Origin of the sequence: Candidatus Solincola tengchongensis (assembly GCF_015711935.1) — a bacterium.
In the GTDB taxonomy this organism is placed as follows: domain Bacteria; phylum Actinomycetota; class Geothermincolia; order Geothermincolales; family RBG-13-55-18; genus Solincola_A; species Solincola_A tengchongensis.
The window spans coordinates 1-5,447 of record NZ_JACVJJ010000002.1; the positions used below are offsets into that span (position 1 = coordinate 1).

Below are 5,447 nucleotides of genomic sequence, written 5' to 3' on the forward strand. Positions count from 1 at the left end.
CGCGAGGGGTCGAAAAGGAGTATATCTGGGAGGGGACGCACGCTTCTGTCTAGGACCGTTGTGCTATAATTTTTTTCGAGAGAGGGAGGGGCCCTTAGCTCAGTTGGCAGAGCAGCGGACTCATAATCCGCGGGTCGTAGGTTCGAGTCCTACAGGGCCCACCAGCAAAAGACCAGGTCAGAGGGCATATCTCTCGGCCTGGTTTTATATTGACAGGTCGCGGAGGGAGCCCTGGACCCCCTTCCAGACGAAAAGCCGGTGCTTCCAGATGTGGTTTTTTTGTCGTGACATGACCCTTGCCGCAAAACACCACAACCTCTGGGGTTGTCGAGCAGGTTCACCATATCTTCCGCAAAAACTTGCGCCCGATGAGCTTGTTCCTCGCCCGCCGGGCAATCTTCCTGGGGCTCCCGCTAGCTACTACCTGGAAGTCTCGGCTCAGCCTGGCCAGCCTGTAGAGCATGGAGGTGAAGCTCTTTCTCCTCGCCATGGCGACCACCCTTTCAATCAAATTATATCCGCCAAGCATGACAGGGAGGTTCGCTCCTTGGCCTCTTCTTATTCTGCCTTCCGCTTTCAAGCCTCTTACTTTCGGAAAAGGGGTCTCCTTTCCAAAGGTGCCTGGCCATGCCGGGAGTGGGGTAGGTGACCGGCTATTGGAGTCGGGGCGAAACAGGGTACGGAGAAGAAAGTCTATTCCAAAGGAAAGCGAGCTGACGGTACGTCGGATAAATCGGCGGAGTTGTTATTACTCGGGGGTGAAGATATCCTTGATTTAGGGTAGGTGGAAGGCCGTGAAGGGGAAATCCGCCATCAAGAGGTTTTTCGCTTATTTTCTTCTCATCATCTCCATCCTCGTTTTGGTCATCGCCCTCACCGGCCGTGGCGGGAAGGAGGAAAAACCATATGTCCCCTCCATAGATCAGCAGGGAACGCCCGTAAGCCAACCCCAAAGGGTGCAGGAAGAGACGCCCCCACAGGCGCAAGAGGGGGAATATGCCACGGTCGTAGAGGTCGTCGACGGGGACACCATCAAGGTGAAATTCCCCGATGGCCGGATGGAAGCCTTGCGCTACATCGGCATCAACACTCCGGAGGCAGGGCAGCCCTATGCCTCCGAGGCCAGAGCCTTCAACTCCTCCCTGGTCTCCGGAAAGGAGGTCCGGCTGGAGAGGGACATAAGCGAGAGGGACAGGTACGGGAGGCTCCTCCGCTACGTCTACGTGGGGAGCCTCTTCGTCAACGCCGAGCTGGTGGCCAAGGGATATGCCAACGCCGCCACCTACCCCCCGGACGTGAAGTACGCCGATTACTTCGTCTCCCTGGAGGCCCAGGCGAGAAACAACAGCTTGGGCCTGTGGGCCACTTCTACCCAGCCTTCCACGACCACCCAGGCGGGTACGTCGAGTGGGGACATAATCGTCTACATAACGAAAACCGGGGAGAAATATCATCGCGACGGCTGCCGCTCCCTGAGCAAGAGCAAGATACCCATATCATTGGCGGAGGCCAAGGCCCGCGGCTATGAGCCCTGCAGCGTCTGTAACCCGCCGAGATGATATTCTTCTTCTATCCTAGAAAACCTCTCCATTGCTGTAGGTCGTTTCTTTGCTCCCTCTCGCAGGGTGAGCATAAACGGTACATATACACCACTCACTTTGTCGGTTGTCGTTACTTCTAAGCAGAGAGGTATAGACCTCAATACCCGAAGATGTTGTGTTTGCCCGATGCCCTTCGACCCCTTATTCAATTGCCGGCTGCCGATTGTATGTGGCTCTTTTCCCGGATACGCAACTCTTGATTTTCGCGCCCTCCTCGTATTATTCACTGCACGGAGTATCCGTAATTTCGCGATCTTAAGAGGACGCCACTCCTGATCTCTTTACCCTCCTGTTTGGCTTCCATGACTTCGGGCTTTTGCAATCACCACCATAGGTTTCCCGCATTACGGCCTCGTCTGTCACTCGACTCTTACGACCCCCGGCCTTAGGAACCGGCTTTCCCCCGGGCATTATTAGGATGTCAGTGCCTGCTTTTAACATAAGATCGCATATGGTGTGAATGTTCTTCGAGCAAGGGGGCAATGGGCGTATGGAAGAGAAAGAGTTTGTAAGGGAGAAGGTAAGGGAAATCGCGGGGGACCCGGAAACCGCCGAGCTGGCCTTCCGGATAATCGACGATGCCTACAGGGGCCTCGAGGAAGGTCTGTCCGAAGGGGTGGTCGACAAGGTGAAGGAGCGGCTCGACGCCGCCTTGCGGGAGATCGAGAAATTAGCGGACGAAATCAGGGAAACGATATAAGGCGGGTGGTTTGAATGGCTCAAGGTTTGCGACTCAAGGAGGTCAGCATAAAGGGCTTTCGCGGGTACGGGGATGAGGAGAGGACCCTGGACCTCACCGCGCCCGTGACCATCCTCTTCGGAGGGAACCGCAGCGGGAAGAGCAGCACCCTGAACGCCATAGAGTGGGCGTTGTACGGGAAGGAGGTAACCGGCAAGGGCGCAACCGGTATCGTCGAACGCAAGAGAGGGTGGCTGGTCGTGAACCGCGCGTGCGAATCGGCTCGCGTGAAGCTGGTCATGTCGTCGCAGGAAGGGGAGATCGCCGTCACGAGGAAATCAAGCAAAACGGGCAGGAAGAAGACCGAAGCGTTTTCCTTTGTGGACGAGAAAGGCAACGAGCACGAGGAGGATGTGGATCTCTGGAAGTTCCTGGGATTGGAAGCCCGGGATTTTATGAGCCTTGTATATCTCCACCAGGAAGTGATCCGGGATATCGTGGTGAGCGAACCGTCGGTTCGCAGGGCGGCGCTCGACCGTTTGCTGGGCATCTCCGACCTGCGTACTCTTTACGAATCGCTGAAAAGGATAAGGGTAAGAGATTACGAGAAGAGAACGGAGCAAATATACCGGGAACTGGAGCGTGAACTCGAGGCCAGGTCGAGGTCTTACGAAGAAAGGATCGAAGCCCTGCGCGAGAAAGGCGTAGAAAAGGGTTTGAAGGGAGACAGCTTCACGGAAGAGACGATCGTCGATCTGTCCGCGAAGGCTGCCGACCTTCTGGGTTCCCTCGCTCGGGAAGCGGGTATCGGTGCCCCGGAGTTAAAAGCGGCGGGGGGCACGGAGGATTTTGCGGATTATGAGAGGCGGGCGAAGGAGGTCATCCGGAGGCTTCGCGGGGAAAACCCTGGAACGGTTTCCCAGCGTGGCCTGATAGATCTGCGCGAGCGGCTTAACAGGGCCATATCCGAATACGAGAGCGCGGCAAAGGAACTGGAGGATCTGAAAAGGGAGAAAGAAGAACTCGAGAGTAGTGGGGACCTGGAGGTCCTCCGCGCTCGCAAGGAGGAGTACATCGCCAGGCGGAAGGAGTTAGATCAGCGCTTAAGAAGGATAAACGCGCGCCTCCCCGTGGTCTCGGCGACAATCGATTATCTGTCAGAATTGGAGGACAAGAGCTCTCGTATACCGTGCCCCGCCTGTGAACAGGAGGTCGTTCCGGAGAGTCTCATGGAGCGCCTCCGAGCCGTGCGGGAGGAGATGGGCGAGGAGGTGGAGGGCCTCGGAAAGGAAAGCGAGGATTTGTCGAAAAAGGTAAAAGGTCTGGAGGGGGACATAAGGCGGCTTGAGGAATTGGTGGAGCGCAGGATCCCCGAGTCCGAGGGGAAAGCCAGGTCGCTGCGGGAGAGTATCGGAGAGATGCTGGGGAGCACCATCACCGATGCCGACGACGTGAGGAAGATGGTGAGGGATAGGTTGATGGAAATCGAGAAGGGGCTTGATGAGGCCAGAAAAGTCCTCGAGCGCTACAACGAAGGCATCGCCTCTGCGGAAGAGATGCTGGAGCAGGCGGGCATCGTCTATGAGGCTCTGGACGCCAAAAAGAAGATAGAGGTCATTCGCGCCATATCCTCTTCTCCGGAGTGGAGATCGATGAACGAAGCCCGCGACAGGCTCAACCTCATGCTGGACGGAGTGGAGAAGGCGAGGGACTCGGTGGAGGCAGCGCTTAGGGAAAAAGTGCGCGAGAGACTGGAGGAGGCGGGGGAGCGCATCAGGGAATACTACCGTATTTTGGTGGAGAGGCCCGACTTCGAGAGTATAACCATCAACCCCGATGACGACGAGGTGTACGCATCGAGCGACGGGGACGCGGAAAAGGTGGTCAGTTTCTTCAACCAGGGGGACATGAACTGCGCTGCCCTCAGCATCTTCCTTGCCCTTGGGGGGAGCGCCTCCCGCGAGGGTGGACCCTGCTTCATCATCCTCGACGACCCGTCCCAGAGCCTGGACGCGGAGCAGAAGCGCCGGCTGGCAAGGCTTATCGATAAGGTCTCGACGGAAAGGCAGGTGCTTCTGGCTACCATGGACGGGGAGTTGCTCCAATCCTTACAGGAGGAGGTCTCCAGGGCCAAGGTAGTCTACCGGCTGGGGGAGTGGGATCCTCAAAGCGGACCCAGCATTATGCGGGAATGAGGTGGCTCGGGGATGGGCCTGACCTTCAGCGCGGAGAGGAAGCTCGAGGAGATCCGCGAGCGGCACGGAAAGGAATTCGGAAAGGTGGTCCAGAAGCTCCTGGCGCTCACCTTCACGGAGCTCGGTTACAGGCTGGCCGAGGAACGTGCCGTTCAGGGGGTGGACATAGACGTCCTCTGCGAGAAGAGTGGCCGAAAGATGTCTTTTGAGGTAAAGACATGTCAGGGAGAGAGGGTGAGTATCGCGGAAAAGGACGTGGAAGGGTTGAGAACCAGGCACGAAGTGGACGGCTATGAGCCTTATTTCGCCTTTCTTTTCCGCCCGCATTACATTGCCGAAGGATGGATAATCGTTCCAGGGGACAGGATAAAGAGGGGGGAATACTCATCCCTTCGCCTGGCGAGCTGGGATGTCGGCGCATTGTCCGAGAGGATAAACGAGGAATTCTCGAGGACGGTGGAAAGGACGTATAAAGACCTTATCTCCTGTGCGCCCGGGGGCGCTCAAGCGCTCCTGAAAAGGAAATACGGGATTTAGAGAGCCCACTCCACCCGTTTCAGCGGAATCCGCGCCTGCAGGGCAGAACCCCGAGCCGCCGGGAAGAGCTTCTGCGTGAAACGTTGTCGGTTTCGAATCCACCCATACTGCTCCTTGCGGGGTTTTGCCTGCCGATATGCCGGCGAGCTCATAGCTAAAGATTTTTCTCAACTTTTCAAAGGAAAAAGCCCTTTAAGCGCCTGCTCCCGCCAGGGGCCCCAAGGGCTTCCTGCAAGAGTAAAGCCCACAATCTTCTGTAAATTTTCGCTCCCCAGGATAAAGTTCCACTCCTTCCATCCGGAGGAGAGGACAAATCACCGACGTCTTCCTCCGGTATCGCAAACCAAGGGCAAAAGGACATGACGGCACATAGGCCATCAGCTCTTGTGCCCTGGGGATATTCCTTATTGGGTTGTCAAGGAAGACGTTATGAGG

5 protein-coding genes and 1 tRNA gene are annotated in these 5,447 nt (G+C 56.8%); 5 read left to right on the forward strand and 1 reads right to left on the reverse strand.

Annotation, left to right across the window (positions count from 1 at the left end; translation table 11 throughout):
• The first annotated feature begins 88 nt into the window (after nucleotides 1–88).
• Nucleotides 89–164, forward strand: a tRNA-Ile gene (locus tag H7007_RS00015).
• A 173-nt stretch (nucleotides 165–337) separates the two neighbouring features.
• Here H7007_RS00015 and H7007_RS00020 read toward each other — a convergent pair.
• Nucleotides 338–490, reverse strand: a complete 153-nt coding sequence (locus tag H7007_RS00020; RefSeq protein WP_287152428.1) for a hypothetical protein — start codon at nucleotides 488–490, stop codon at nucleotides 338–340.
• A 304-nt stretch (nucleotides 491–794) separates the two neighbouring features.
• On the opposite strand from H7007_RS00020, the gene H7007_RS00025 reads away from it, so the two are divergent.
• The 4 genes from H7007_RS00025 (at nucleotide 795) to H7007_RS00040 (ending at nucleotide 5,012) form a co-directional block, all read left to right on the forward strand.
• Entirely contained in the window at nucleotides 795–1,559 is a 765-nt protein-coding gene (locus H7007_RS00025) for a thermonuclease family protein (RefSeq protein ID WP_287152429.1), read from the forward strand.
• Nucleotides 1,560–2,091: 532 nt separating this feature from the next.
• Entirely contained in the window at nucleotides 2,092–2,301 is a 210-nt protein-coding gene (locus H7007_RS00030) for a hypothetical protein (protein ID WP_287152430.1), read from the forward strand.
• Nucleotides 2,302–2,315: 14 nt separating this feature from the next.
• Nucleotides 2,316–4,475, forward strand: a complete 2,160-nt coding sequence (locus tag H7007_RS00035) for an AAA family ATPase (RefSeq protein WP_287152431.1) — start codon at nucleotides 2,316–2,318, stop codon at nucleotides 4,473–4,475.
• 12 nt (nucleotides 4,476–4,487) lie between these two features.
• Nucleotides 4,488–5,012, forward strand: a complete 525-nt coding sequence (locus H7007_RS00040; RefSeq protein ID WP_287152432.1) for a hypothetical protein — start codon at nucleotides 4,488–4,490, stop codon at nucleotides 5,010–5,012.
• The last annotated feature ends 435 nt before the right edge of the window (nucleotides 5,013–5,447 follow it).

Excerpts from the sequence above, each read along its gene's own strand:
- H7007_RS00035 (WP_287152431.1), top strand. The coding sequence starts at position 2,316 with ATGGCTCAAGGTTTGCGACTCAAGGAGGTCAGCATAAAGGGCTTTCGC.
- H7007_RS00030 (WP_287152430.1), top strand. The coding sequence starts at position 2,092 with ATGGAAGAGAAAGAGTTTGTAAGGGAGAAGGTAAGGGAAATCGCGGGG.
- H7007_RS00040 (WP_287152432.1), top strand. The coding sequence starts at position 4,488 with ATGGGCCTGACCTTCAGCGCGGAGAGGAAGCTCGAGGAGATCCGCGAG.
- H7007_RS00020 (WP_287152428.1), bottom strand. The coding sequence starts at position 490 with ATGGCGAGGAGAAAGAGCTTCACCTCCATGCTCTACAGGCTGGCCAGG.